At 71.3% G+C, this 24573-nt stretch carries 21 protein-coding genes, 1 pseudogene and 1 riboswitch; of the genes and pseudogenes, 3 read left to right on the plus strand and 19 right to left on the minus strand.

The features are described from left to right. The coding region (locus ACFV9O_RS27160; RefSeq protein WP_385422210.1) for a zinc ribbon domain-containing protein at nt 1-225 on the plus strand (225 nt) is incomplete at its 5' end. A gap of 73 nt (nt 226-298) precedes the next feature. On the opposite strand, the gene ACFV9O_RS27165 is transcribed toward ACFV9O_RS27160, so the two are convergent. The 3 genes and pseudogenes from ACFV9O_RS27165 to ACFV9O_RS27175 all read right to left on the minus strand — a co-directional run bounded on the left by ACFV9O_RS27165 (nt 299) and on the right by ACFV9O_RS27175 (nt 4475). Beyond that, the gene (locus tag ACFV9O_RS27165) at nt 299-1096 is read right to left on the minus strand and encodes an SGNH/GDSL hydrolase family protein (RefSeq protein WP_385422212.1); all 798 of its coding nucleotides are present in this window, start codon (nt 1094-1096) and stop codon (nt 299-301) included. 178 nt (nt 1097-1274) lie between these two features. Continuing rightward, nucleotides 1275-2306, minus strand: coding sequence for a peptidoglycan DD-metalloendopeptidase family protein (locus ACFV9O_RS27170; RefSeq protein ID WP_385422214.1), 1032 nt, complete (start codon nt 2304-2306; stop codon nt 1275-1277). Nucleotides 2307-2310: 4 nt separating this feature from the next. After that, a riboswitch (cyclic di-AMP (ydaO/yuaA leader) is annotated at nt 2311-2465 on the minus strand. Nucleotides 2466-2803: 338 nt separating this feature from the next. Continuing rightward, nucleotides 2804-4475, minus strand: a pseudogene (locus ACFV9O_RS27175) (alpha-galactosidase). A gap of 168 nt (nt 4476-4643) precedes the next feature. Between ACFV9O_RS27175 and ACFV9O_RS27180 the strand changes: the two are divergent. Next, on the plus strand, nt 4644-5459 hold the full coding sequence (locus tag ACFV9O_RS27180) for a tyrosine-protein phosphatase (RefSeq protein WP_385422216.1): 816 nt from the start codon (nt 4644-4646) through the stop codon (nt 5457-5459). Between the two features lie 19 nt (nt 5460-5478). Here ACFV9O_RS27180 and ACFV9O_RS27185 read toward each other — a convergent pair whose 3' ends face one another. From ACFV9O_RS27185 to ACFV9O_RS27245, 13 genes are all read right to left on the minus strand, one after another. Then, nucleotides 5479-5625 carry a DUF6126 family protein gene (locus ACFV9O_RS27185; RefSeq protein ID WP_385422218.1) on the minus strand — a complete coding sequence of 49 codons (147 nt, stop codon included), beginning with the start codon at nt 5623-5625 and terminating at the stop codon, nt 5479-5481. A gap of 10 nt (nt 5626-5635) precedes the next feature. Then, nucleotides 5636-6253, minus strand: a complete 618-nt coding sequence (locus ACFV9O_RS27190) for a helix-turn-helix domain-containing protein (RefSeq protein WP_385422220.1) — start codon at nt 6251-6253, stop codon at nt 5636-5638. Nucleotides 6254-6391: 138 nt separating this feature from the next. Beyond that, nucleotides 6392-7777: an aspartate aminotransferase family protein gene (locus tag ACFV9O_RS27195; protein ID WP_385422222.1), complete on the minus strand. Its 1386-nt coding sequence runs from the start codon at nt 7775-7777 to the stop codon at nt 6392-6394. Next, nucleotides 7774-9732: a 1-deoxy-D-xylulose-5-phosphate synthase gene (dxs, locus tag ACFV9O_RS27200; RefSeq protein ID WP_385422224.1), complete on the minus strand. Its 1959-nt coding sequence runs from the start codon at nt 9730-9732 to the stop codon at nt 7774-7776. The genes ACFV9O_RS27195 and dxs overlap by 4 nt, the downstream gene beginning before the upstream one ends. Nucleotides 9733-9805: 73 nt before the next feature. Next, complete coding sequence (gene hpnH / locus ACFV9O_RS27205) at nt 9806-10828, minus strand: adenosyl-hopene transferase HpnH (RefSeq protein ID WP_385422226.1); 1023 nt, start codon at nt 10826-10828, stop codon at nt 9806-9808. 5 nt (nt 10829-10833) lie between these two features. Next, the gene (locus tag ACFV9O_RS27210; RefSeq protein WP_385422228.1) at nt 10834-11514 is read right to left on the minus strand and encodes a 1-hydroxy-2-methyl-2-butenyl 4-diphosphate reductase; all 681 of its coding nucleotides are present in this window, start codon (nt 11512-11514) and stop codon (nt 10834-10836) included. After that, the gene (shc, locus tag ACFV9O_RS27215; protein WP_385422230.1) at nt 11515-13515 is read right to left on the minus strand and encodes a squalene--hopene cyclase; all 2001 of its coding nucleotides are present in this window, start codon (nt 13513-13515) and stop codon (nt 11515-11517) included. Nucleotides 13516-13685: 170 nt separating this feature from the next. Next, nucleotides 13686-14786: a polyprenyl synthetase family protein gene (locus tag ACFV9O_RS27220; protein ID WP_385422232.1), complete on the minus strand. Its 1101-nt coding sequence runs from the start codon at nt 14784-14786 to the stop codon at nt 13686-13688. Continuing rightward, nucleotides 14783-16219, minus strand: a complete 1437-nt coding sequence (gene hpnE / locus ACFV9O_RS27225) for a hydroxysqualene dehydroxylase HpnE (RefSeq protein WP_385422234.1) — start codon at nt 16217-16219, stop codon at nt 14783-14785. The genes ACFV9O_RS27220 and hpnE overlap by 4 nt, the downstream gene beginning before the upstream one ends. Then, on the minus strand, nt 16216-16512 hold the full coding sequence (locus tag ACFV9O_RS27230; protein ID WP_385422236.1) for a hypothetical protein: 297 nt from the start codon (nt 16510-16512) through the stop codon (nt 16216-16218). Before ACFV9O_RS27230 ends, hpnE begins: the two co-directional genes overlap by 4 nt. Then, a complete protein-coding gene (gene hpnD, locus ACFV9O_RS27235; protein WP_385422238.1) occupies nt 16512-17450 on the minus strand; it encodes a presqualene diphosphate synthase HpnD in 939 nt (312 codons plus the stop codon). The genes ACFV9O_RS27230 and hpnD overlap by 1 nt, the downstream gene beginning before the upstream one ends. An 8-nt stretch (nt 17451-17458) precedes the next feature. Next, a complete protein-coding gene (hpnC, locus tag ACFV9O_RS27240) occupies nt 17459-18409 on the minus strand; it encodes a squalene synthase HpnC (RefSeq protein WP_385422240.1) in 951 nt (316 codons plus the stop codon). 337 nt (nt 18410-18746) lie between these two features. Beyond that, on the minus strand, nt 18747-19475 hold the full coding sequence (locus ACFV9O_RS27245) for a TetR/AcrR family transcriptional regulator (protein WP_385422242.1): 729 nt from the start codon (nt 19473-19475) through the stop codon (nt 18747-18749). Between the two features lie 93 nt (nt 19476-19568). Here ACFV9O_RS27245 and ACFV9O_RS27250 point away from each other — a divergent pair, with 93 nt between their 5' ends. Beyond that, a complete protein-coding gene (locus tag ACFV9O_RS27250; RefSeq protein ID WP_385422244.1) occupies nt 19569-21773 on the plus strand; it encodes an MMPL family transporter in 2205 nt (734 codons plus the stop codon). 108 nt (nt 21774-21881) lie between these two features. Here the strand turns inward: ACFV9O_RS27250 and ACFV9O_RS27255 are convergent, their stop codons facing one another. From ACFV9O_RS27255 to ACFV9O_RS27265, 3 genes are all read right to left on the minus strand, one after another. Next, the gene (locus ACFV9O_RS27255) at nt 21882-22673 is read right to left on the minus strand and encodes an ABC transporter ATP-binding protein (RefSeq protein WP_385422298.1); all 792 of its coding nucleotides are present in this window, start codon (nt 22671-22673) and stop codon (nt 21882-21884) included. Nucleotide 22674: 1 nt separating this feature from the next. Further along, nucleotides 22675-23604, minus strand: a complete 930-nt coding sequence (locus ACFV9O_RS27260) for an ABC transporter permease (RefSeq protein ID WP_385422246.1) — start codon at nt 23602-23604, stop codon at nt 22675-22677. A gap of 95 nt (nt 23605-23699) precedes the next feature. Then, the gene (locus tag ACFV9O_RS27265) at nt 23700-24572 is read right to left on the minus strand and encodes a glycosyltransferase family 2 protein (protein ID WP_385422248.1); all 873 of its coding nucleotides are present in this window, start codon (nt 24570-24572) and stop codon (nt 23700-23702) included. Between the last annotated feature and the right edge of the window lies 1 nt (nt 24573).

A 24573-nucleotide genomic window follows, 5' to 3' on the forward strand; every position in this document is an offset into this window, starting at 1 on the left:
AGGGCCGGCGTGCCCGTGGTCTTCGTCGATCCCGCCTACACCTCGCAGCAGTGCTGCGAGTGCGGCCACATCGACAAGAAGAACCGGGCAAGCCAGGCCCACTTCACCTGCCGGAACTGCGGGGTCGTTGCCCACGCAGACCGGAACGCCTCCCGCAACATCGCCCGCAAGGGCGAGGCTGCGTGGACTGCGGGGCGTGAGTCACGCGTCCCTGCCACCCCATAGGGGTGTCTGGACGCAGGAGCCCACCCGGCAGCCAGTTGGGCGCTACCTCCAAGCCCGGTCGTTTACGGCCGGGTCAAGTTGACAGCGGGAGCAGATCCGGACGCTTCGGCTCGACGTGATCGCCGGAGGACTCGCCCCGCAGGCGCCGACCGATCCACGGCACGAGGTACTCGCGCGCCCAGTGGATGTCGTCGCGCCGGACCTCGAGCGTGCCGCGCGGTGGCAGTGGGGGCCACGGCTGGTCCGGGTCGGCGGGCACGTCCAGGCCGAGGACCTGGGCGGCGCGGAGTGCGACGCGCGTGTGCCCCTCGGGCGACAGGTGCAGCCGGTCGTCGTCCCAGGCACGCCTGTCCTGGACGGACTTGAGCGACCAGAGGTCGAGGACCGGGCAGTGGTAGCGGTCGGCGATGGCGCGGACGTGCGCGGTGTACGTGGCGATCTTGCCGCGCAGATGGCGGAGCACGGGCACGCCGCGGGTGTCGAAGCCGGTGGTCACCATGACGGTGCCGACGGCGCCGGTGAGGTCGGCGACGGCTCGTTCGAAGCGCTCGGCGACGTCGTCGGGGTCGGTGCCGGGCCGGATGATGTCGTTGCCGCCCGCGCAGAAGGTCACCAGGTCGGGGGTGAGTTCCTTCGCACGCGGGACCTGTTCGGCCACGATCTGGTCGAGCAGGCGGCCGCGTACGGCGAGATTGGCGTAGCGGAAGGTGTGTTCCGGTACGCGGTCGTCGAGCAGGACCGCGAGGCGATCCGCCCAGCCCACGAACTGACCCTCGGGTCCGGGGTCTCCGACGCCCTCGGTGAAACTGTCACCGATCGCCGCGTACGACCCGAATGCACCATTTGTTCTTGATCTCGAATCGTCTGCCACGTCGAGACATCATTCACGGCGTGAAGTGACCTACGCCACCGTAGGGAGGGGTTGACGAGGCGTGAGATAAACCACCTGGTCAGTTTCCCGGCCGACGGGAATACGGCGGCACACACGCGTCCGCCGTCCCCCTGGGTCAGGTCGGGGAACGGCGGACTCTGCTGACGTTACGTCAGGTTCACAGGGAGACACCGTGCTGGCGGAGGTACGCCAGCGGGTCGATGTCCGAGCCGTAGTTCGGGGTGGTGCGGATCTCGAAGTGCAGGTGCGGCCCGGTGGAGTTGCCGGTGGAGCCGGAGAGGCCGATCTGCTGCCCGCCGCTCACGCTCTCGCCGGACGAGACCGCGAGGGAGGAGAGGTGGGCGTACTGCGAGTACGTGCCATCGTTGTGCCGGATGACGACCTGGTTGCCGTACGCGCCGGCCCAGCCGGCCGAGACGACGGTGCCGGCGCCGACGGCCTTGACGGAGGTGCCGGTGGCAGCGGCGAAGTCGACACCGGTGTGGTAGCCGCTGGACCACATGGCCCCGGCGGTGCGGTAGGCGGTGGTGATGCTCGCGTCGACGGGGGCCGCGAAGTAGTCGGAGAGGCTGCGCTGCGGGGCGGCGGCCGGGGCAGCGGCGGGCGCTTTGGCGGCTGCGGAGCCGGACTCGGCGCGGGCCTGCGTGCGCTCGGCCTTCGCGGGAGCCTCGGCCTTGGCCGGAACCTCGGCCCGCACCTTCGTCTTCGCCTCCGCGGGAGCCTCGGCCTTGGCCGGAACCTCGGCCCGCACCTTCGTCTTCGCCTCCGCGGGAGCCTCGACCTTGGCCGGAGCCTCGGCCGGGGCCTTCGCCTGGGCCTTGGCGCCGATGGTGAGCTTGAGGCCCGGGTGGATCAGCGACGGGTTCTCGCCGACGGCCGCGCGGTTGTCCGCGTACAGCTTCTTCCAGCCGCCGTCGATGTCCTGCTCCACGGCGATCTTGGACAGGTAGTCGCCCACCACGACCGTGTAGGTCTTGGCGGCCTTCCCCGCCTTCGGCGTCTGCGGGGCGGCCTTCTGGGCGACGGTGGCGACATGCTCGCGGGTCACGGTGGGCGCGGACGCCTCCGCGGCGTGTGCACCTGCGGCGCCGATGAGCGGGACTGCGATGGCGGCGCCACCCGTGCCCGCGGCGACGAATCCGCGCGTGATCGGGTTGGTCCTCGGACGGCGATGCTTGCCCTTGGGCATGGCGAATTCCTCTCCGGCGCCTACGAGGTGAGCTGTCGGGTTCGGGCTGGAGATGCCCGGTCGCGCTTGCACGCGACTTGACCCCTAGCCGTCCGGAACTCCGGACCGGCGAACTACCTGGGTCCCCCGCTCCTGCCACGCGTGGGGTGGGTGCGTATTCCGGTCGGCGGCAGGATTAGGCGGTCCGACCGGATTGCGGCGACCGTAAGCGAGCAAATCGGCGGGTACAAGCCTCCCCATTGACCCGACATTCACCCAGTCCCTGGCAAGAGGGACTTCCCGGTCACCCTCCGTCGATCGGGGATCCCTGATTTCCTTACCCGCAAGGGGAATTGATGACGGGACACGGCAACAGACCGTCACGAATATGATCCCGCTCACGCAACGACGCCCATCTCCCTGGCAATCGGGGCGTGTTCTGCTAAAGCATTTGAATTCGGACAGAAGCCCCATTAAAGGCATATGACGAGCCAGGTCCGACTTAGCAAACGGAAGGGTCAGATCCGGCCGATCCGACGCCTCAGCCGCAGCACGACCGCATCGAGATCACCGCGCAGCCCCGTGTCCATTCCGTGATGCAGCAGCACCGCACCCCGGTACGCCGTCTCCGTGTCCAGGCACTCGTACGCCGCCGCCGGATCGAGCCCCCGCAGCCTGATCGCGGGCGGCCGCTCTCCGTAGTGCTGAGCCTGCAGCCACGCCAGGACGACGATCTCGTCGCCGCGTATGTACTGCACGGCGCTCAGCCCGCCCTCCGGCGGCCGCAGCCGGTGGAGCGCGCCGTGCTGCACGACCGGCCTGATCTTCTTGTAGAGAGCCACCCAGCCGCGGGCCTCGGTCAGCTCGTCCTCGCTCCATCGCGTGAGGTCGCCCCCGACGCCCAGCACCCCGGCCATCGCGCTGACGAAACGGAACCGCAGGGAGCTGTTGAGCTGCACATTAGGGCTGTCCGTCACCCAGGCCGCCAAGGTGGGCGCGGTAAAGATCACTGTCGGCGTTGACCATCTCCGGCTCGACCCAGATCCCGAACCGCATGCCCAGCGCGTGCACTTCCTCGGCGAGCGGCTTCAGCCCCTGCGGGAAGCGGTCCGGGTTCGGCGTCCAGTCGCCGAGCCCCGCCCGGTCGCTGGTGCGCTTCCCGAACCAGGCGTCGTCCACCACGAAGAGCTCGACCCCGATCCCGGCGGCCCGGCGCGCCAGGGCCCGCTGCTGCTCCTCCGAGATGTCGAAGCCGGTGGCCTCCCAGGAGTTGTAGAGGACCGGCCGGGAGGCCCGCGCGTCCGGAATCACATGCGCCAGCTGCCAGGCGTGCCAGGCGCGGCTGGCACCGCCGAAGCCCTTGTCGGTCCACAGCCCGGCGAAGACGGGTGAGGTGTATGTCTCACCGGGCGCGAGGAGCAGCAGCCCGGAGTCGTCGTAGCCGGCGCCGCCGCTGATCTGCACCTGGCCGTCGGGCAGGTGCTGTACGGCGATCCGCCATGATCCCGACCAGCCGAGGGCGCAGCCGTACACCTCCCCCGTCTCCTCCGTGGCCTCTCCGTCGTCGACGGCGGCCCAGGGGAGGTGCTGGTGGCCGGTGTGCCCGCGGCGCGACCCGAGCACCTTCTCTCCGTACGTGAGCTCCGACCGTACGAGCCGGGACTCGGCCGCCCAGCGGCCGTGCAGCTGGGAGAGCCGGCGCCGGTCGCGGGAGGGCAGCGTCCATACGGCGGCGTCGGCGCGCAGCAGCTCCAGGGCCGGCCCCTCCCCCGCGTGCGCCACCGTGACCCAGCGCTCGACCACGTCGGAGTCGTCCCGCATCCGGTAGTGCAGGGTCAGCGCGAGGCCGTGCAGGGGGTCGTCGAAGCGCAGCCGCAGCTCGTCACCGTCCACCTGTGCGTCGTCGTAGCGCCATTCGGTGCCGCGCGCCGCTTCCGTGCGTACGGAGAGGGCGGGCCGTACGAACCGGGGGCCGCCCTCGACCGGATACTCCTCGTGGCCGTCGAGCTGCGACTCGAACGGCCAGTAGGGCGGGAGGGGCCGGGCCGCCAGGGCCTCGGCGTCGGCCGGTCCGATCCGGGGCCCCCAGTGCAGATGCAGGAGCTCGTCGCGGTCGGTGATGTGGAGCGCGTAGCTGCTCGTGCGCCCGGACAGCACCCAGATTCGCCCCTTGCCGACCGGCTCGATCATCCCAACCCCCCAGATTCGCACAGGTCCGAACATCATCGGTCGAACCCGCCCTGGAGGCAACGCTCTTGCCCCGACCACCAAGATGATTGCCTGAGGAATCGATGTCGTAGGGTCGGGAGCGCGCCATCGTCGGCGAGCAGTGCCGACCGCAGACACGGAGGAGCCCCCGTGACGCAGCAGCTGCCCCAGCCCCCGTCGACCGAACCCGAGCTCGCCGGGGTGCGCAACTTCCGGGACGTGGGCGGACTGCCGACCGTCGACGGGCGCCGGGTGCAGTACGGACGGCTCTTCCGCAGCGGCCACCTCGCGCACGCCACCGAGAGCGACGCCGCTTTCCTCTCGTCCCTCGGGCTCCACACGGTCTTCGACTTCCGCAACGCCGCCGACCACAAGCTGGAGGGCCCCGACGTCGAGCTGCCCGGCGTGCGGAACCTCAACATCCCGCTCAGCGACCCCGCCGACGGCGCCGAGTTCTGGAAGATGGTCCGCGACGGCGACCTCGCCCAGCTCAGGTCGATCCTCGCCGACGGCAAGGCGGCCGGCCGGATGTCCGCCTCGTACCGAATGATCATCAAGGAGCGGACGGCCGAGCACAGCCGGGTGCTGCACGCGCTGGCGGAAGACAGCGTTCCGGCGCTGATGCACTGTGCGGCGGGCAAGGACCGCGCGGGACTGTCGATCGCGGTCTCGCTGCTGGCGGTGGGCGTCGAGCGTGATGCGATCGAGGCCGACTACCTCAAGTCGAACGACCCGCACCGCCGCTACAAGGTGCGCCGCAGCGACTCCTCCCCCGCGGGGATGTCGCCGGAGGTCATGGAGCTGCTCAGCCCGCTCTTCGACGCCCGCGCCGAGTATCTGGCGGCGGCGTTCGACACGATCGAGGAGACCTGGGGCGGCACCGAGCGTTATCTCTCCGAGGGCCTCGGGATCTCGCCCGAGACGCGTGAGCGGCTGCGCGAGCGGCTGCTGGACGGCTCGGTCTGAGACCCCGCCGGGCGGTGGGTCACTGGCCGCCCACGCTGAACAGCAGGTAGAGGAAGGCCGCGAAGAGGTGGCCCGCCACCAGGTAGGCGAAGAGCCGGACGATCAACCCGACGGGGAACTTCTGCTCCTGGTTCGCGTCCGGGCGCGACGACGGCTTGTCCTGCATGGCGGTCTCCTCAGGCGTGCGGGTGTGCGTGCGGGTCGGGGCTCTGCAGCAGGGTGTGGACGAAGAGCAACTCGGCGCCGTCCTGCGTGGCGGCACCGATCCGGTGCGGGGTGAGCGAGTCGAAGTGGGCGCCGTCCCCGGGTCCGAGCTCGTGCACGGTGTCGCCGAGGCCGAGCCGCAGCCGCCCTTCGAGGACGTAGAGCCACTCCTCGCCGGGATGGACCCGGACCAGATCCCCCTGCGTCCCGTACGGGACACGCACGCGCAGGGCCTGCATGGCGCGCCCGCGGCCGCCGGCCTGCCGGTACGTCCAGCCGTCGGCCTCGGCCGGACCCATCCGGCCGCCCCGGATGATCGCGTCGCGCTCCGCCGGCAGCTCGCCGAGGAGCTCGGAGACCGTCGTACCGTAGATCCTGGCGAGGGCGAGGAGCATCGGCAGCGAGGGCTGCCGGTTGCCGGTCTCCAGCCGGGAGAGATGGGCGGGCGAGAGGCCCGCCCGCTGGGCGGCGGCCTCCAGGGTGAGGCCGCCGCGGCGGCGCAGTTCGCGCAGCCGGGGTGCGACGTCGGGGAGCTCGTCCGCCGCCGCTGCGGCGGCCGGGCCGACCGGGTGTCCTGGGGGAAGGCTCATGCCTCCATTGGGCCAGGATTTTTCCTCTGGGGCAAATTGCTTGCCCTAGAGGCAAAAGTGCTCACGCCAGGGCGCCGACGCCGTCGGAGCGACGGGCGGTGGGTCTCAGGGGCCGGCGACGCTCATCGCTTGGCGGGCTCAGCGGTTGGCGACGGCCTGCTTGACGAGCGTCTTGCCGAAGTCCCACATCAGCCCACTGCCGCCGTGGGCGTCGTCCATCACGGCGGTGAAGGCCTCGACGAAGCGGTCGACCTCCGGCTCGCCGATGATCAGCGGCGGAATCAGCTTGATCACTTCCAGATGGTCGCCGGAGACCTGGGTGAGGATGCGGTGCCGCTGCAGCAGCGGTACGACCACCATCTGCGCGAACAGTCCCTTGCGGGCGGCCTGCAGCATGGTCCATCGGCTGCGCAGCTTCAGGGACGACGGCCTGCCGAATTCGATCCCGATCATCAGCCCGCGCCCGCGGACGTCCCGCAGCAGCTCGTAGCGGTCGGCGAGCGCCGCGAGCCGCGTCCGGAGCAGGTCCCCGGTCGCCCGCGCGTTCGCGACGATCTGCTCGTCCTCCAGCACCGACAGGACCGCGAGCCCGGCGGCCATCGCCTGTGCGTTGGAGCCGAAGCTCGCCGAGTGCACCAGCACCCTGTCCATCGACGAGTAGACCTTCTTGAAGATCCAGTCCTTGCCCAGGGTGGCACCGACCGGCACGTAGCCGCCCGAGAGGGCCTTCGCGACACACACCAGATCGGGCTCCACGCCGTCCTCGTGCTGGTACGCGTAGAAGTCGCCGGTCCTGCCGAGGCCGGTCTGCACCTCGTCGGCGATGAGCAGCGCCTTGTGGCTGTGCAGCAGCTCCTGGGCCGCTCGGAGGAAGCCGGGCGGCGCCTCGAGCACGCCCTTGCCCTGGATGGGCTCCACGACGAAGCCCGCCACGTCCCCGCGCTTCAGCTCGCGCTCCAGTGCCGCCAGATCGCCCAGCTCGATCGCTGTGTCGGGCAGCAGCGGGGCGAAGCCGTCCCGGAATCCCGCCTCGCCGTTGACCGAGAGCGAGCCCGTGGTGAGCCCGTGGAAGGCGTGCGTGCAGTACAGGACCCGGGGCTTCCCCGTTGCGTACCGGGCGAACTTGAGGGCCGTCTCGACCGCTTCCGTACCGCTGTTGCCGAAGAAGACCCGGTCCAGGTGCGGGCTGTGGGCCAGGAGCTTCTCGGCGAGCAGCCCGGGCAGGGGCGCGCAGTCGAAGCGGGTGAGGTCGGCGAGCGAGGCGTCGAGGACGTCGTGGAGGGCCTTGCGGACGACGGGGTGGTGCCTGCCGAGGCCCATGACGCCGAAGCCGGCGAGCATGTCGAGGTAGTCGTTGCCGTCGGCGTCCCAGAAGTAGGCGCCCTCTCCGCGCTCGTAGACCTTGTCGAAGCCGATGGTGCGGAGCATGCGCGGCAGCTGGTGGTTGAGGTGTCTCGTGTGCAGCTCGTACCGTTCGCCGCCGCGCTCCGCGAGCAGCCGCCCGAGGTCGAACTCCTTGCTCATGGCCCGTACTCCTTGGGCTCGTCGGTGTGCGTGCGGCGGGCCAGGGCGGCGCTGATCCGTCCGGCGATCTCCACCGGTGTCAGGCCGATGTCCGCCAGCACCTCGCCGCGCTTCGCGTGCGCGAGGAACTGCTCGGGGATGCCGAACGTACGCAGCGGTACGTCCACGTCGGCGTCCCGCAGCGACTGTCCGACAGCCGCACCGACCCCGCCCGCCCGGCTGTTGTCCTCGACGACGGCGACCAGGCGGTGCCGCTCGGCGAGCGGGGCGAGCTGTTCGTCGACGGGTTTGACCCAGCGCGGGTCGACCACGGTGCAGCGCAGTCCGCGGGCCTCCAGCAGATCGGCGGTCTGCAGGCACACGGACGCGAGCGCTCCGACGGAGACGATCAGCACATCGGCGTCATCGCCGCGGTGCAGGCCGTCACCACCCTGGTGGCCGGTATCGCCGGGGTTCCGGTCGTCGCTGCGGTGCAGTACGTCCATGCCCCCGACCCGGCCGAGCGCCGGCACCGGGTCTCCGACCGACTCCTTGGGAAAGCGCAGCACGGTCGGCGCGTCGCTCACGTCGACGGCCTCGCGCAGCTGGGCGCGCAGCTGGTCGGCGTCGCGCGGGGCGGCGATCCGGAGCCCCGGGACGACCTGGAGGACGGACATGTCCCACATGCCGTTGTGGGACGCGCCGTCCGTGCCGGTGACCCCGGCCCGGTCGAGGACGAACGTGACACCGCACCTGTGCAGTGCCACATCCATCAGCACCTGGTCGAAGGCGCGGTTGAGGAAGGTCGCGTAGACGGCGACGACGGGGTGGAGGCCACCGGTGGCGAGACCTGCGGCGGAGACGGTCGCGTGCTGTTCCGCGATGCCGACGTCCCAGACCCGGTCGGGGAACCGCTCGGCGAACTTCGTCAGGCCCACCGGATGCAGCATGGCCGCGGTGATCGCCACCACGTCGGGCCGCTCCGCGCCGATCGCGGCGATCTCGTCCCCGAACACCGAGGTCCAGGACGGGGCGCCCGCGGGCGTCAGCGGCTCGCAGGTCAGCGGGTCCATCACCCCGACGCTGTGGAAGCGGTCGGCCTCGTCCTCCAGGGCGGGCTGATAGCCGCGGCCCTTCTGGGTCAGGCAGTGGACCAGCACCGGCCCGTGGAAGCGTTTGGCACGGCGCAGTGCCGACTCGACGGCCGCGATGTCGTGTCCGTCTATGGGGCCGACGTACTTCAGCCCCAGGTCCTCGAACATGCCCTGCGGGGCGAAGGCGTCCTTGAAGCCCTTCTTCGCGCCGTGCAGGGACTCGTACAGCGGCCGGCCGAGGACGGGCGTGTGCTGGAGGACGTCCTTGCCCCAGGCGAGGAAGCGCTCGTAGCCGTCGGTGGTGCGCAGCGTGGCGAGGTGGTTGGCGAGGCCGCCGATCGTCGGCGCGTAGGAGCGCTCGTTGTCGTTGACGACGAGGATCAGCGGGCGGTCCTTGGCGGCCGCGATGTTGTTGAGCGCCTCCCAGGCCATGCCGCCGGTGAGCGCGCCGTCCCCGATGACGGCAACGACATGGTCGGTGCGGCCGAGGACCTGGTGGGCCTTGGCGAGCCCGTCCGCCCAGCCGAGGACGGTGGAGGCGTGGGAGTTCTCGATGACGTCGTGCTCGGACTCCTCGCGGGACGGGTAACCGGAGAGGCCGCCCTTGCCGCGCAGTTTGGAGAAGTCCTGCCGGCCGGTGAGAAGTTTGTGGACGTAGCTCTGGTGTCCGGTGTCCCAGAGGATCCGGTCGACGGGCGAGTCGAAGACACGGTGGAGTGCGATGGAGAGCTCCACCACGCCGAGATTCGGCCCCAGATGGCCTCCGGTCCTGGCCACCGCATGAATGAGGAACTCCCTGATGTCCTCGGCCAGTTCGTCCAGTTCCGCTTCGGTCAGCGCCTTGAGATCGCGCGGCCCCCTGATGTTCTCCAGAATCGTCACGCTCGGGCCCCCTCTCTGATCTGTTCCACTCACGGCGACGGCGGGCGGCACGGAACCGCCCGCCGTCCCCTCCTCATCCGCGGTTGCCGGAGACCGTCTCCCGGGCGGCGCGCAGCGACTCCTTGAGGGAGCCCATGGTGGCGAGCACGGCGGTCGGCTCGTAGCCGCAGTGGGCCATGCAGTTCGCGCAGCGCGGGTCCTTGCCGCGGCCGTACTTGCTCCAGTCGGTCTCTTCGACGAGCTCCTTGTACGTGGGCACGTATCCGTCGCTCATCAGGTAGCAGGGCCGCTGCCAGCCGAAGAGCGAGTAGTTCGGGATCGCCCACGCGGTGCACGGGAAGTCGACCTTGCCTTCCAGGAAGTCCAGGAAGAGTGGCGAGTGGTTCAGCCGCCAGCGCCGGCGGTTGCCGCCCGCGAAGGCCTTCCTGAACAGTTCGCGGGTCTGCTCGACACCGAGGAAGTGCTCCTGGTCGGGCGCCTTCTCGTAGGCGTACGCGGGCGAGATCATCATTTCGTCGACCTTGAGGTCGTCATTGAGGTAGTTCAGCACCTCGATGACGGTCTGCGGGGTGTCGGTGTTGAAGAACGTGGAGTTGGTGGTGACCCGGAAGCCGCGCCGCTTGGCCTCCTTGATGGCCTCCACCGCCTCGTCGAACACGCCCTCCTTGGCGACCGACTCGTCGTGGCGCTCGCGCAGTCCGTCGATGTGGACGGCGAACGCGAAGAACGGCGACGGACGGAACTCGTCCATCTTCTTCCGCAGCAGCATGGCGTTGGTGCAGAGGAAGACGTACTTCTTCCGCGCCACCAACTGGCGGACGATCTCGTCGATCTGAGGGTGCATCAGTGGCTCGCCGCCCGCGATGGAGACCATCGGGGCCCCGGACTCCAGAACCGCGCCGACCGCCTGCGCGACCGGCATGCGCTGCTTGAGGATTCCCGCCGGGTGCTGGATCTTTCCGCAGCCCTCGCACTTCAGATTGCACGCGAACAACGGCTCCAGCTCCACGATCAGCGGGAACTTCTCACGCCTGCGAAGCTTCTGTTCAAAGAGATAGGTCCCGATTTTGATGGTCTGACGGAGCGGCATGGCCATCTGGCTCACCTCCTGGGGAGCAGCAAAGAACGGTGCCATTCATAGAAAGCGGGAAGGACGCCACGGAGAACGCGGAAGGCTGATATTCCACCGCGCACCGTGCCAATGCGGACCAGTTCATGCTCAGGAGCGTCCACGACCACTCGGACGGCCGCAACCGGGCGTCGGCCCGCGCTCAGGGCGCTGTGCAGCGTGGCGGCGGACTCCATGTCCACCGCGATCGCCCCGCCGGCGGCCAGCTCGGCCCGCTCGTTGCCCCGTACGACGTGGTCGGAGCCGGTCAGCGGGCCGGTGTGGACGGTGCGCCCCGGCACTGTCCTGGCCAGCTCCCTCACCAGCAGCTCGGTGTCCGTGCAGGCCGTGACGCCCCAGGGACCGCGGGTCTCGTCGGCGACGACCAGATCGCCCGGGTGCATGCCCGGGGCGAGTCCGGCGCAGAAGCCGGAGGCGATGACCGCCGCGCCGCCCCGTCGCTCGTCGCGGAGTGCCCGTGCGACGGCGCGCTGTGCGTTGGTGGGGCCCATGCCCGTACGGAGTACGGTCACCGGGCCCGGCGCGCCGCCGCGGCCGCGCCCGCCGCCGCGCAGGGCGAGCCGCTCGATGCCGAGCGCGCAGGCGATCAGCAGCGGCGGGGCGGTGGAGCCGGACGGTCCGGTGGCGCCGGACGGCTCCGTGGCAGCGTCCACTCAGCCCCCGTTCCGGCCGGCGAAGGGCTCCCCGTGCACATAGCGGCCGAGCGCCGTGAGCGGGAAGACCTGCCGGTACAGGTGGTAGTTGATGGAGAAGTCCCAGGGGAAGCCGGTGCCGGTGAAGTACGGCTCGTCCCAGGAGCCGTCCTCGCGCTGTGTCTCCGCGAGGAAGGCGATGCCCCGCTCGACCGCCTTGCCGTCCCGCTCTCCTGCCGCGAGCAGGGCGAGCAGTGCCCAGGCGGTCTGGGATGCGGTGGAGGCGCCGTGGCCGATCGCGGACGCGTCCCGGTAGGAGCGCAGGTCCTCGCCCCAGCCGCCGTCGTCGTTCTGCACCGACTCCAGCCAGCGGACGGCGCGCCGGATCGCGGGGTGGGCGGTGGGCAGCCCGGCCGCGGTGAGGGCCGGTACCACCGAGCCGGTCCCGTAGACGTAGTTGACGCCCCAGCGTCCGAACCAGGCGCCGTTCGGCTCCTGTTCGGCGAGCAGCCACTCGACTCCCCTGCGGGTACGGGGATGGTGGGCCCTGCCCTCGTGGGCGAGCATCTCGACGACGTGGGCGGTGACGTCGGCGGACGGCGGGTCGATCACCTCGCCGAAGTCGCAGAACGGCAGCCGGTTGGGGAACCGGCTGGTGTTGTCGGCGTCGAACGCGCCCCAGGCGCCGTTCTTCGACTGCATCCCGAGGGTCCAGTTGCCGGCCCGCGCGATCGCGGCCTCGACCCGCGCGGGGTCGGGGTGCTCGACGCGGCGCAGCGCGAGGATGACCTCGGCGGTGTCGTCGATGTCAGGGTAGTTGTCGTTGTGGAACTCGAACGCCCAGCCGCCCGGCGGGAGCCCGGGCTTGCGCACGGCCCAGTCGCCCCGCTTGACGACCTCCTCGGCGAGCATCCAGTCGGCGGCCCTGACGAGCGCGGGGTGGTCGGCGGGCAGTCCGGCGTCGGCGAGCGCGATGGTGGCGAGGCAGGTGTCCCAGACCGGCGACTGACAGGCCTCGATCATCCGGGCTCCGTCGTCGCGCCAGACCGTGAAGCGGTCCAGCGACTCCAGGCCGGCGCGCATCACGGGGTGTTGGAGGTCGTAGCCGAGCAGATGCAGGGCGATGACCGAGTAGACGGCCGGGGGCTGGATGCCGCCCCAGCAGCCGTCGTTCTCCTGCCGCTCGACGATCCAGCGTGCCGCGCTGCTCATGGCCGCGCGGCGCAGCGGGCGCAGGGCGACCTTGTGGTAGCGGTGCAGCAGCTTGTCGAGCCGCTGGAAGACGCCGTCCCAACTGGCCGCCGGGGCACGGGGCACGGGCGGGTTCGGGTGGCGGGCGTCCCTGTGGAGCTCGTCGAGCGCGAAGGGTGCGGGCCGGACCGGGCGCTTCGCGGAGACGATGGTGAGCGGCACGATGGTCTGCCGCGCCCAGCAGCCGAAGTCGTAGATGTTGAGCGGGAACCACGAGGGCAGATAGATCAGTTCGGGCGGCAGCTCGGGCAGGTCGTCCCACTTCCACCAGCCGAAGAGCGCGAGCCAGATGCGGGTGAAGACGCGGCTCGCGGCGATGCCGCCCTGAGCACGCACCCAGTCGGCGGCGCGGGCCATGTGCGGGTCGTCGGGCCGGTCGCCCGCGAGGCGCAGCGCGACATAGGCCTCGATGGTGGTGGAGAGCTCTCCGGGTCCGCCGTAGAAGGTGGCCCAGGTGCCGTCCTCGCGCTGTTCGCCGCGGATGAAGTACGCGGCGGCCCGTGTGGTCTTCTCGTCCTGGATGCCGAGGAACTGACGGAGCAGCAGGTCTTCTGCGTCCATCGTGACGTTGGTCTCGAGGTCGCCCTTCCACCAGCCCTGGGGGTCCTGGCGGCTGAGGAGGTACTCGATGGACCGCTGTGCCGCCCGTTCGGCGTCTGAAGAGGTGTCACCCCCCGCGGGAGGTGGGGCGGGAGGTGTGTCGGTCGGTTCGCTGGCCGCGGCTGCGCGGGGTCCCAGGGCCCCAGGGCTTCCGTCGGTCGTCGCTGTCATGGCTTCCCCTTCGTGCAGTCGGATCTCTGCTGCTGCGGGTCTGCCGTCGGCCGGTGCCGGACATGGCACCGGCCGGCGACTGCGAGCTCATATGCGGTTGATCGTGATCATCTCCGGGGCGTGACCGTCCCGTCCGTACGGCGTGATCGGCCGGCCCGGCGCGGCCGTGCTCATCTCTTGCGTACGACGACGAAGTCGGCGAGCGCGACGAGCTGCGCCCGCACCCGGTCGGGCATCTCGATCCGATCCAGTGCCCCGACGGCAATGGCGTGCTGCCTGCGGGCCTCCTGGGAGGTCCACTCCCGGCCGCCGGCCTCCTCGATCAGGGCCGCCCTGGTGGCGAACTCCTCCTCGGAGAAGCTGTCGAAGTCGTTGCTCTTGGCGTCGGCCGCGAGCAGCTCGCCGAGCCGCTCGGAGGCAGGTCCGCCCGCCGCGAGCGCGGCGACGACCGGCAGGGACTTCTTGCGCTGGCGCAGATCGCTCCAGGTCTGCTTGCCCGTGGAGTCGGGGTCGCCCCAGATGCCGAGCAGATCGTCCACGGCCTGGAAGGCGAGCCCGAGGTGGTAGCCGTACGCCTCCAGCGTGTCGGCGGTGCGGTCGTCGGCGCCGCCGAGCACCGCGCCGATGGACACGGCGCAGGCGAGCAGTGCGCCCGTCTTGTTGCCTTCCATCTCCAGGCACTCCTCGACGGTGACCCGCTCGCGGTGCTCGAAGGAGATGTCCTGCGCCTGCCCGTCGATGAGCTTGCGGGTGGCGGTGGTGAGGCGGCGCGTCGCGCGGCCGGCCTCGACGGTGCCGAGCTCCAGCAGGATCTCGTTGGCCAGCGCGAACAGCGCGTCGCCGACGAGAATGGCCTGCGCGGGGCCGTGCACCTTCCACACGGTGTCACGGTGGCGGCGCTGCTCGTCGCCGTCCATCAGATCGTCGTGGAGCAGCGAGAAGTTGTGCACCAGCTCGACCGCGACGGCGCCGGGGATGCCGACCTCGGGGGCGGCCCCGGCCGCTTCCGCGGACAGCAGCGCCAACGCCGGGCGCACGGCCTTGCCGCCGTCGCCGTCCGCGGGGCGGCCCTGGGCGTCGATCCAGCCGAAGTGGTAGGCGGCGACGGTGTCCATGGGCGGCGCGAGCCGGTCCACGGCAGCGCGCAGCACCGGGGTGGACAGGGTCCGCCCGCGTTCGAGCAGCGCGGTGACGTCCGCGGTGTCGACAGCCGGGTTCGCCGAAGGCGCAGTCGGCACTTTCTCTCCTCTGGTTCCGGGCTCAGTTCTCATGCCGCCTCCTGGAGCGGATGTTCATGGGGACGGCCGAGGGCGGTGAGCGCGGCGCCGGCGGCGGTGAAGCCGCTGCGCACAGCGCCCTCCATGGTCGCGGGCCAGCCGGTGGCGGTCCACGATCCGGCCAGGTACAGGCCGGGTGCACGGGTGCGTGCGGCGGGCCGGAGCCTGCCGACGCCGGGGGTGGGGGCGAACGTGGCCGTGCGCTCCCGGGTGACGAAGAACTCCCGTACCTGCGCGTCGCGGGCCGCGGGCAGCAGCCGCTCCAACTCGGGGAGGTAGCGCTCGCGCAGGGTGGCGACGGGGGTGTCGATCTCGTCGTCCGCGGCCGACTGGGACAGGGCCAGGTACTGTCCCACCCGTCGCCCGCCACCGCCCTCGCTCGAGGGCCCTTCGGGCCCACCCCTCAACAGGCCGGAGGCATCGGTGCGGTCGAAGACCCACTGGACCGGGGTGCCGAGCGCGGCGAAGAACGGCCGGCGCAGCACCGTGCGGTCGTAGACCACATGGATGTTGAGGATCGGCGCGGTGCCGATCTCGAGGAACCGGTCCGGGTCCTCGACCGCGCCCTCGGGCAGCAGGGCGTGCGTCTCGCGCTGCGGTACGGCGAGGACGACGGCGTCCGCGTCCAGCCGCTCGGCGCCTGCCGTGACGTTCCAGCGGCCGTCGGCGGTGCGAGTGACGGCACTGACGCGGGTGCGCAGTTCGGTGCGGACCCCGGCGGAGTCGAGGGCCTTTCGGGCCAGCGTGTCGTGGAGGTCGCCGAGCGGGACGCGCGCCCAGCCGATGTCGGCGGCACCGGGCTCGGAGAGCAGTCCGGTCTTGAAGACCATCGCGGCCAGGCCCATCGAGGCGTGGGCTGCGGTGGCGTTGAGGGTGGCGACGCCGACGAGGTCCCAGAGGGCCTCGACGGCGCGCCGGGACTGGCCGTGACGGCCGAGCCAGGTGGCGAAGTCGATGCCGTCGAGGGCGGGGTCGGCGGGGTCGAGCCCCTTGAGCGCGAGCGCGGCGCGTCCGACGGCCGCCCGCTCGGCGAGGGACAGATGCGGATACGTGGCCAGGCTGGCGGCGAGATGCAGCGGTACGGGCAGCGCGGTACGCCGCAGCCGGCCGAGCCGCGGCCCTCCGGGGTGCGCGACGTCGAGCACGGGGACGTCGAGGCGGGGCTGGAGCGGGGCCAGCCTGGCGCCGTCGACGCGGTCGAGGAACCAGCGATAGGCGGTGCAGCAGCGCAGGTAGACGTGCTGGCCGTTGTCGACGGTGAGGTCGCCGCGCCGGAAGGAGAAGGCGAGACCGCCGAGGCGCGGGCGGTTCTCGACGAGAGTGACGCGCAGCCCCGAGTCGGCGAGCCGGAGGGCCGCGGTGATTCCGGCGAGTCCGCCTCCGACGACGACCGCGTGTCGTTCGGACGTCGTGCCGTCGTGCGTCATGAGCCCTCCCTCGACGCCGGCGTGCCCGTGCGCGGGCCCGCCCCGGTCGGGCGCCGGCGCGGGGCGACGGCGTCCAGCTGACCGTGCCCGACCGGCACCGGCCGTGCGGCGGCCGGGATCCGTGCCGCGTCCGCCGCTTTGTCCGTGGCCACGGGCAGCGCGGACTTGGCGGCACGCGCGTACGTCTCCACGGTCGGGATGCCGGTCGTCGCTGTCAGGGACGCACCGCCGTTCCGGAGGGTTGCGTGCCGATGACGCACGTGCGCGTACCGACGGGGCGTGAGGTGGCGCATCAGGCACCCCTCCTGACGGTGTGCCGGGAGACGTGGCGGGCGTCGAGCCCGGAGAGGCCGCGCACGGCGACGTACGCCTTCTCCCGGCCGGGCAGCGAGACGCGGCCGCGCAGCACGGCCTCGGGGTCGCGCTCGATACGGTCGAGGAGGCGCCGGTAGATCCCGGCCATGGCGGCGACGCAGGCGCCGCTGCGCCGGTCGAGCATGGGCAGCAGCCGGTAGCCCTCGGCGAACAGGCCGCGGGCCCGGCGGACCTCGAAGTGGACGAGGCCGGTGAAGTCCGCACCGGCCGGCGGGCCCATACGGTGGAAGCCCTCGGAGCAGCCGAACTTGGCGAGGTCGTCCGCCGGCAGGTACGTGCGGCCGTTGGCCGCGTCCTCGCGGACGTCCCTGAGGATGTTGGTGAGCTGGAGGGCGAGGCCGAGCGTGTCGGCGTACTCGGGGGCGCGGTCGGCGCCGCGCGCGCCCGGCAGGGTGCCGAACACGCCGAGCGAGAGCCGTCCGATGGCGCCGGCGACACACCGGCAGTAGAGCTTGAGGTCGTCCCAGGTCTCGTAGGTCTCGCCGCGGACGTCCATGAGGACACCGTCGATGAGTTCGTCGAGTCCGTCGAGCGGGATCGGGAAGCGGCGCGCCGCGTCGGCGAGCGCGACCGCGACCGGGTCGGTGTCGTCCTCGTCGACGTCGTCGTCGCGGATCCTGCCGAGGAGCTCGCGGGTCGCCTCGAGCCGGTCGCGCTTGGCGGCCCCGTCGAGGGCGCCGTCGCCGATGTCGTCGACGCGCCGCGAGAAGGCGTACAGCGCCGACATGGCCTGCCGCTTGTCCGTGGGCAGCAGCCGGATGCCGTAGGCGAAGTTGCGCGCCTGCTGGCCCGTGACGGCCTCGCAGTAGCTGTACGCGGCCTGCACCGGCGCGGACATGTGCGTCTGTCCCTCCATGCTCCGGCTCACCCCTCTCTACCGGCTCTACGCAAGACAGCTCCCACTTCGCGGATGAGTCGTGACCTGGTGGGCTTGGGCGGACCGGGGAGTACGTCGTGTCCGGCGGCCGCGATCGCGTCGAGGGCGGCGCGCCCTCCGCCGACGAACCCGGCGAGCAGCAGTCTGAGCCTGCCGTGGACGCTACCCACGAGGGGGGTGCCTTCATCCAGCAGACGGCGGGCGCGTTCGGCCTCGTACGCGACCAGGGCGCGCACCGACGCGCCCCCGGTGGGCGCCGCGAGGTCGTCCTCGGTGACCCCGAACCGCTCCATGTCCTCGGCCGGGACGTAGATCCGGTCGCGGGCCAGGTCCTCCGGGATGTCCTGGAGGTGCTCGACGATCTGGAGTGCGGTGCAGATCGCGTCGGAGAGCCGCACGCGCTCGGAGGTGGTGGTGCCGGTGAGGCCCAGGACGAGGCGGCCGACGGGATTGGCGGAGAGCTCGCAGTACGCGACGAGGTCCTCGTACGTCTCGTAGCGGCCGACGAGCTGGTCATGGCGGTTGGCCTCGATCAGGCCGAGGAACGGCTCGGCGGTGAGCCCGCAGCGGCGCACGGTCGGCACGAGGGCGCGCAGGAGCGGATGACGCGGGGTGCCGTGGCCGGCGTCGCCGCTGCCGTCGCCACTGCTGGCGGCGGCGAAGACGCGCCGCAGGTCTGCCTCGAAGGCGTCGAGCATCACGAGCCGGTCGTCGGCCTGCGCGGGGTCGAGGCCGAGATGGCGGGCATCGGCGCCGCCGGGCGCGAGGTCGCCGTCGCCGATGTCGTCGACGAGACGGGCGTAGCCGTACACGGCCATGAGGTCGTCGCGCCACGCGCGCGGCAGGAAGAAGGGGGCCACCGGAAAGTTCTCGCCCGCGGCCTTGTCGAGTGTGGTGCGCGTGGAGGCATCGGGGCGCACCTGCCGGGTACCTGTCACTGCGGACTGCCCGGCGCGGGGACGGCACTACACACGCGGAGCTGGAGATTTTCCGTCATAGCCGTCACGTCTCCCGTTCTACACTGCCGACCCAATACATCCTATTTCGGACACGCCGCCGGTCTTTCCCGGTGGGGAACCGCCCGGCGGGCGGGACACCTAGGGGGTATCGCCCCACTTGCCGCGAATCAGCACCGGTACAGCTTACGTTGTACAACGCCCGGACCCCTCCCGGGGTGTTGCGCGCATTACAAGAACGATGCGATCCAACGCCAACCTTCCCGGGCGGCACACGACTTGACGGTTGCTTGGCATCGGGCGAACCGGTACTTGACCCTCACTCGGCCGGTGCACCCGCAGGCGCGTCCGGTCCACTGCCGTGCACCGCGGACCGCGGCGCCGTCAGGCCGGCGGTGATCGTCGCGACGGTCCGGTCGATCACCGCGTCGCGCTCCTCGAGCGGCAGTCGTTTCAGCGGACCGTCGAGGATCAGCATGGACAGCCCGTGGACGGCCGACCACGCGGCGACCTCGGCGGCCGCGCGGTTGCTCTCGGGCATACGGCCGGTGGCGACCAGGGCGTCGAGGGCCGCGGTCAGCAGGACGAACGCCCCGAACTCGGGCCCCGGGCCGGCCGGGGTGAGCCCGGCCCACTCCTCGTCCTCGTCGGATCCGCCCGGGAGCTTGGGATTGCAGAACGCGGCCCGGTAGAGGCCGGGCTCCGCGAGGGCGAAGCCGACGTAACCGCGCCCCATGGCCGCGATCCGCGACTCGGCCGCGTCTCCGGGGTCCTCGCAGCGGGGCACGGCGGCGGACGCGCGCTCCATCCACTCGACGAGCGCCAGCTGGCCATGGATCTTCACCGCGTGCAGCAGGTCGCCCTGGCCCTCGAAGTGGCGGTACGCGGCCGTCGGCGACACGCCGACGCGCCGGGCCGCCTCGCGCAGAACGACCTTCTCCGGACCTCCCTCGGTCGCGAGGTCGACCGCGGCGGCGATCAGCGCGTTGCGCAGGTCGCCGTGGTGGTAGCCGGCCTTGCCGCTCGTCGTCCCGTGAGTTGTCGCCATAGCTTCATCCTGCCTGATGTTGACAGCATAAACATCCCCTGGGACAGTCGGTGTTAACGCCGTAAACATCGGCGGAAACGCAAGGGGGAGCCCATGCTGACCAGGATCGCCGCGCTCGCACTGCGCCGCGCTCGCCTCGTACTCGTACTGGCCGCGGCCGCGGTCGCCGTCATGGCCGTGCTCGGCACCGGAGCATTCGGCAAACTGCTCGGAGGCGGCTTCGACGACCCGAACGCGCCGTCGACAAGGGCCCAGGCCCTCATCGACGAGAAGTTCGGCGGGCAGACCGACCTCGTCTTCCTGGTCTCGTCCGGGGGATCGGCGGCCGGGGGGCTGTCGTCCCCCGCCGTCGAGGAGCGGGGACGCGCCATCGCCGAAGGGCTCAGGAACGACCCCACGGTGACCAATGTGGTCTCGTACTGGGACGCCAGGAGCCCGCAGCTCGCGTCCGAGGACGGCGACCAGGCGCTCGTCGCCGCCCATGTCACCGGCACGGAGGACGAGCGCGCGGACCGTGCACGGAAACTGACCGACACCTACGCGGGCGACCGCGGCGGGGTCTCGGTGCGGGCCGGCGGGCAGGCCGCCATCGGCAACGACGTCACCTCGCAGGTCGGTGCGGACCTCGCGGTCGCGGAGGCCATCGCCGTCCCCGTGACCCTCATCCTGCTCGTGCTCGCCTTCGGCAGCCTGGTCGCGGCGCTGCTGCCGCTGGTCATCGGACTCATCGCGATCGTCGGGACCTTCGCCGAGCTGTCACTCCTCGGGTCGCTGACCGACGTGTCGGTGTTCTCCATCAACCTCACCACCGCGCTCGGCCTCGGCCTCGGCATCGACTACGCACTGCTGCTGGTGAGCCGCTTCCGCGAGCAGCTCGCGGCCGGTGACGAGATCGAGGACGCGGTGGTCACGACCGTCCGCACGGCGGGCAGGACCATCGTGTTCTCGGCCGCGACGGTGGCCGCCGCGCTCGCCGCGCTGCTCGTCTTCCCGCCGTTCTTCCTGCGCTCCTTCGCGTACGCGGGCATCGGCGTCGTCGTGGTCGCGGTGCTCGCCGCCCTCTTCGTCGTACCGCCGCTGCTGGTGCTGCTCGGGCACCGGGTGAACAAGGGCCGGCTGCCGTGGGCGGCGTCGGTGCAGCGGCCCGACGCGCCGTTCTGGGGACGCCTCGCGGGGGCCGTCATGCGCAGGCCCGCCCTGACCGCGCTCCCCGTGCTCGCCGTCCTGCTCGCGGCCGCGAGCCCGCTGCTGGGTGTCACCTTCGGCACCCCGGACGAGCGGGTGCTGCCCGAGAGCGCGGCGAGCCGCCAGGTCGCTGCCGCCGTCCAGCGGGACTTCGCGGGCGACGACACCGGCTCCGTGCAGGTGGTGACGGCGGGGCCCGTCGCGTCCGGGCCGCTCGGCGCGTACGCGAGCGAGCTGTCCCGGCTCGACGGCGTCGTCCGCGTGGACGCGAGCATCGGTACGTACACGGACGGGGCGAGGGGACAGGCCGGCCCGCAGAACGCGGCGCTCGGGCGCCCCGACGCCCAGCGCCTGGTCGTCGTCACCTCCCTCGCACCGAAGTCGGACGCGGCCCAGGAGCTCGTCCACGACGTCCGAGCCGTGTCCGCGCCGGGCGGCACCGAAGCCCTGGTCGGCGGCGACGACGCGCGGCTGGTCGATTCCAAGGCCGCCATCGCCGACCGGCTGCCGCTCGCCATCGGCATGATCGCGGTGTCGACCTTCGTGCTGCTCTTCCTCTTCACCGGCAGCGTCGTCCAGCCGCTGCGGGCGCTGGTGCTGAACGTGATCAGTCTGTCCGCGGCCGTGGGCGCGATGGTGTGGGTCTTCCAGGACGGCCATCTCGCCTCACTGCTCGGCTTCACGCCGACGCCGCTCGACACCTCGATGACCGTGCTGCTCTTCTGCGTCGCGTTCGGTCTCTCGATGGACTACGAGGTCTTCGTGACCAGCCGGATGAAGGAGCTGCACGACACGGGGGCGGACCGTGCGACCACGGTGACGACGGGTCTGTCGCACACCGGGCGGATCGTCAGCATGGCCGCCGGGCTGCTCGCGGTGAGCTTCTTCGCCTTCGGCACCAGCAGCATCAGCTTCCTGCAGATGTTCGGCATCGGCAGCGGGCTGGCCATCGTCATCGACGCGATCGCGGTGCGCGGCGTGCTCGTACCGGCTGCGATGCGCCTGCTCGGGCGTCACGCCTGGTACGCCCCGAAGGCCCTGCGCAGGCTGCACGCACGGGTGGGCCTGCGCGAGGCTCCCCTGGAGGAGCCCCGCACCCCGGTCGCCGTCTGACCCGGGCGGCGGGGCGGGGCCTGCCGGTCCCGTCCCGCCGCCCCACTCATCGGAAGGGCCCCCGCCGGAGCGATCCGGCGGGGGCCCTTCCGATTCGAGGACCGGGGACTACTTGCCGGTCTCCTTCTCGTACGCCTTGATGACCTCGTCGGTCGGGCCGTCCATCAGCAGCTCGCCCTTCTCCAGCCACAGGACGCGGTCACAGGTGTCCCTGATCGAGCTGTTGCTGTGGCTGACCAGGAAGACCGTGCCGGCCTCCTTGCGCAGCTCGCGGATGCGCTCCTCGGAGCGCTTCTGGAACTTCCGGTCACCGGTGGCCAGCGCCTCGTCGATCATCAGCACGTCGTGGTCCTTGGCCGCGGCGATGGAGAAGCGGAGCCTGGCGCCCATGCCGGAGGAGTACGTGCGCATGGGCAGCGTGATGAAGTCGCCCTTCTCGTTGATCCCGGAGAAGTCGACGATGCCCTGGTAGCGCTCGCGGATCTCCTCGCGCGACATGCCCATGGCCAGGCCGCCGAGGATGACGTTCCGCTCGCCGGTCAGATCGCCCATCAGCGCCGCGTTGACCCCGAGGAGGGACGGCTGGCCGTCGGTGTAGACCTTGCCGCTCTCCGTGGGCAGCAGGCCGGCGATCGCCCGCAGCAGGGTCGACTTGCCCGAGCCGTTGGTGCCGATGAGGCCGATGGCCTCGCCGCGGTACGCCGTGAAGGACACACCGCGCACGGCGTGCACCTTGCGGACGCCGCGCGACTCGCCGCGGTCCCGTCGGAGTATCCGGCTCAGGGCCGCGGTCGCGCTGCCCCGGCCGCCCGTGCTGCCGTGGACTCGGTACACGATGTGCACGTCGTCGGCGATGACGGTGGGGACCCGGGCGCCGGGTACCAGGTCTTCTTTCTGCAGGTCAGCCACGGCCGTACCGCTCCTCCGCCTTCCAGAAGTACACGAAACCGGCAACACCCAGCAGGAGCGCCCAGATCAGGCCGGCGAGCCACACATGCGAGGGCAGGTTCGACGAGTCGTACGAGTCGATCAGGGCGAACCGGATCAGGTCCATGTAGATGGCCGCCGGGTTGTACATCAGGACGTCGGCGATCCACGCCGGCTTGCCCTCCAGCATCACCGGGATCGAGAACATGACGCCCGAGCCGTACATCCAGGTGCGCATGATGAACGGCATCAGCTGGGCGAGGTCCGGGGTCTTGCTGCCCATCCGGGCCATGATCAGCGCGAGGCCGACGTTGAAGACGAACTGCAGGGCGAGCGCCGGCAGCACCAGCAGCCAGCTCAGCGACGGGTAGCTGCCGAACGCGACCACGATGAGCACGAGCACGATCATCGAGAACAACAGCTGCTGCAGCTGCTGCAGCGCGAACGAGATCGGCAGCGAGGCGCGCGGGAAGTGCAGCGCCCTGACCAGCCCGAGGTTTCCGGCGATCGACCGGACGCCCGCCATCACCGAGGTCTGGGTGAACGTGAACACGAACACGCCCGTGACCAGGAACGGGATGTAGGTCTCCTTCGACATCCCGCGTCCGGCGCCGAGGATGAGGCCGAAGATCAGGTAGTACACGAGAGCGTTCAGCAGGGGTGTCGCCACCTGCCACAGCTGACCGAGCTTCGCCTGGCTGTACTGGGCCGTGAGCTTCGCCTGGGAGAAGGCCAGGATGAAGTGCCGACGGCCCCAGAGCTGCCTGACGTACTCGAAGAGCCCCGGTCGGGCACCGCTCACCGACAGGCCGTACTTGGCGGCGAGTTCCGCCGACGTGAGACCGTCGTCGGGAGACGGCGGAGCGCTGGTCGCGATCGCGCCGTCGTGGGTTGTGTCACTCACAAGTTGAAACTTTCGTGTTCAAGATGCGCGGCAGGTGGGCGCTCAGGTGGCGGCCAGGTCCCGGAGTACGCCCGATGCTCTCAGATCCCGGCCCGTCAGACGACGGGTGGTCGGCCCAGCCGGGTCAGTCGCCACACGGTACGCCACTTCATGGGTCGGCGAGGCCCGCACGGAGTCGTCCAGCCCTCCCTGAAGCCGCCGAACCACGCCTTGAGCGCCGCGGCCGAAGGCCGTCTCACCAGGGTAAGGAGAATCCATACCCCCAGGTAGACCGCCACCAGGGGCGCGGGCAGGTTGCGCCGGGCCAGCCACACCCGGTTGCGCGCCACCATGCGGTGGTAGACCGCATGCCGCGAGGGCGGGGTCGTCGGGTGGAACAGCACCATGTCGGAGCGGTAGTCGATCATCCAGCCGGCGTCCAGCGCCCGCCAGGCGAGGTCCGTCTCCTCGTGCGCGTAGAAGAACTCGTCCGGGAGGCCGCCGACCTGGGCGATGACCTTCGTACGGACGGCGTTGGCGCCGCCGAGGAAGGTCGTCACCCGGGACGAGCGCATCGGGTCGGACGCACGCAGCCGCGGGACGTGCCGGCGCTGGGTGGCGCCGGTCTCCGGGTCGGCGATCCGGAAGCTGACGATGCCGAGGCTCGGGTCGTCCAGGAACGCCCGGCGGACCAGCTCCGCGGTGTCGTTGTTGGGCAGCAGACCGTCGTCGTCGAGGAAGAGCAGGACGTCGACGTCCCGGCCGCCGGGGCCGAAGGCCTCGATCCCGGCGTTGCGGCCGCCGGGGATGCCCAGGTTCTCCGGCAGGTCGATCGTGCGTACGCCGTCGGGGACGTCGGTCACCGGGGCGCCGTTGCCGACGACGACGACCTCGATGGTGTCGCCCTCCTGCTTGGCGACCGAGTCGAGGAGGGCACGCAGGTCGTCGGGCCGGTTGCCCATGGTGATGATCACTGCACCCAGCTTCATG

The sequence above is a fragment of the Streptomyces sp. NPDC059909 genome (assembly GCF_042730885.1).
Taxonomy (GTDB): Bacteria; Actinomycetota; Actinomycetes; order Streptomycetales; family Streptomycetaceae; genus Streptomyces.